The sequence below is a fragment of the Streptomyces rectiviolaceus genome, assembly GCF_039533825.1.
GTDB lineage: Bacteria > Actinomycetota > Actinomycetes > Streptomycetales > Streptomycetaceae > Streptomyces > Streptomyces rectiviolaceus.
Window position 1 is genome coordinate 1 of sequence record NZ_BAAAUG010000275.1, and the last position, 2,253, is coordinate 2,253.

Annotated in this window: 4 protein-coding genes; all 4 read right to left on the reverse strand. The window is 69.9% G+C overall.

Translation table 11 applies throughout. From position 1 onward, the window contains the following. Positions 1 to 780 (reverse strand): hypothetical protein (locus tag ABD378_RS43775; RefSeq protein ID WP_344531070.1); only part of this gene is annotated, 780 nt, incomplete at its 3' end. An 18-nt stretch (positions 781 to 798) separates the two neighbouring features. Further along, entirely contained in the window at positions 799 to 1,221 is a 423-nt protein-coding gene (locus ABD378_RS43780) for a hypothetical protein (protein WP_344531072.1), read from the reverse strand. After that, the gene (locus ABD378_RS43785) at positions 1,164 to 1,691 is read right to left on the reverse strand and encodes a hypothetical protein (protein ID WP_344531074.1); all 528 of its coding nucleotides are present in this window, start codon (positions 1,689 to 1,691) and stop codon (positions 1,164 to 1,166) included. The genes ABD378_RS43780 and ABD378_RS43785 overlap by 58 nt, the downstream gene beginning before the upstream one ends. Positions 1,692 to 1,773: 82 nt before the next feature. Continuing rightward, positions 1,774 to 2,253 (reverse strand): phage tail tube protein (locus tag ABD378_RS43790; RefSeq protein WP_486389313.1); only part of this gene is annotated, 480 nt, incomplete at its 5' end.

The following is a 2,253-nucleotide window of genomic DNA, read 5'->3' on the forward strand; positions in this document are numbered from 1 at the left end:
GGCGCCACCGGCCGCCGCACCGAACAGCCCTGCAACGGGGGCGAGGGTAGACGCCAGGCCCGCGGCGAGCGGGATAGCCGCCGCCGCGAAGGGGATGAAGCCGGCCAGGCCGAAGTCCGCACCACCGCCGCCGGACCCGCCGCCCAGGCTGGGGGTGGGGATGTTGCGCAGTGCGCTGGTGTCCGGCACGACAGGAATGCGGATGGTGTGGTTCATCGACGCCCACCGCACCGCCGCGGCCACGTCCCGGCGCAGCTGCATGGGGTCGGCCAGCCCGATGGGGATGGTGATGCGGTGCCCTTGCGCGGCCCAGCGCACGGCGGCCTGCACGTCGCGCCGCAGTTGCATGGAGTCGCCCAGGCGCAGGTCGACGCTCAGGGCCTGCCCGGAGGCGCCGGACAGCGCGCGGCGCACCTCGGCACGCAGGCCCTGTGCGTCGACCCGCAGCGGGATCTGGATGCCTGATCCGGCGGAGGCGGTACGCAGGGCGTTGCGGACTTCGGCGCGCAGGCGGGTGCCGTCTACGCCGAGCGGGATGGTGATGGCTTGTCCGCTCGCACCGGATACCGCGCGCTGCACGTCGCGCCGCAGGTGGGTGCCGTCCACTGCCAGGCGCAGGCGGAGGGGGCGGGAGGCCTCGGTGCGCAGTCGGCTGATGTCGCGGCGCAGCGTGTTCACGTCGCGGGAGGCTGTGCGTGCGTCCCCAGCGGTGGAGCGCAGCATGCTCGACAGGTTCGAGCCCTGCCCCGTCAGGCGGACGCTCAGGTTCCACTGGGACACGCGTGGCCTCCCTTCTGGCTAGTGGTCTTGGGTGCGGGCGAATTCGAGGGCGGCGTGGACGCTGGTGGGGATCAGGGCGACCTTCACGCCGAAGCCGTCGTCGCCGTCGGGCACGGTCTTCTGCTTGTCGGCGAGGATCTGGCAGCCGACGCAGCGGTGGGTGATGGCCCGATAGGCGTCCTCGTCGCCGCCGACGCTCTCGTCCCACTCGGCGGTCCGGGTGCCGCAGTGGGCGCACACCTGGCGGACGTAGTCGGCGTAGGCGAGGGCTTTGCGCCGGTCGAGGTCGGTCCAGGTGCCATCCCCCTGGCCGCGGAACTGGGAGTGCGGGATGCGGTAGCGCTCGCACACCTCGAGTTCGGCGCGCAGCTTCTGGTCATCGATCAGCCTTTTCCCAGGTCGGTCCGCTGGTGGTGCTGGATGGTCCAGGCGGCGTTCCACAGGCCGCGGGCGTCTGCTGGCGACCAGGTGTTCAGACAGTGCAGGGCGTAGTCGACGGGCATGCCGTCCAGCGAGGAGGCGGAGATGAGGGCGGGAGCGAAGGTCTCCAGCGCGAAGTCCTCGCCCGCGGCCTCTTCCACCTCGCTGGCCGGGTGCTTCTTCACCAGGTCCTCGTACTCCTGGCGTTCCAGGGCGATGAATCGCAGCGTCACGGAGGCCGCGTCGAACGCCTTCTGTGCGGCGGCGAGTTCGGTCTTGGTCTCCTTGACGCGCGCCTCGTACAGGTCCCGGTGCTCTTCCTCCGGGGGCAGGTCGGCGAGTACTTCGGTGGCCCTCTGGTGGGCGGCCTTGGCGCGGTTGCGGCGCTCACGGACCTCGGGGTCCTCGCAGATGGTGAAGGGCTGCTCAGGGCGCTTCAGGGCGTCCAGACGCTTCTTCTTCGCATCCCAAGTGCTGGTGGTGCTCGTCATGTGGGTCTCCGTGGGAAGGCCCGGCCGGGCGCAGGCGCCCTTCCCAGATACGCCGGGGCCCGACCGGGGGTATGAGGGGTGGTCAGACAGCGGCGGGGACGGTCTGGTTCTGCGCCGGGAGGTCGGTGATGACGAACTGGACCAGGATCTTCGCGGCCTCGCTGTCCGCCGTGTACTGCTTGGAGTTGGAGGCGACCTTCACCGGGAACACGTCCAGGCCCTTGCCGGAGGGCACGTCGCCCTTGGAGAAGATGCACATGAAACCCGTGGTGCCCTTGGCCAGGTCGGTTTCGATGTCGTCGAGGGTGTTGTCCTCGTAGAAGCCCAGGCTGGAGTCGGCGGCTTCGTCGTCTCCGTCGATCTTCGGGACGAACGTGGACCCCATGTCAGGTGTGGGGATGGCCTGGTTCTCGATGGTCCACCCGTCAAGGGTGTGGATGCCCTGGGTCAGGTCGTTGCCTGCGGTGATCTCCGCGCGGGTCGGCAGGAGTGCCGCCGATGCGACCGTCGGCAGAAACTTGATCTTCGTGGTGCCCTTGCGGTTGAACCTCATGAAAAGTGG

What these genes read in the sequence shown, in the direction of transcription:
- ABD378_RS43785 (WP_344531074.1), bottom strand. Translation starts at nt 1,691, where the DNA reads ATGACGAGCACCACCAGCACTTGGGATGCGAAGAAGAAGCGTCTGGAC.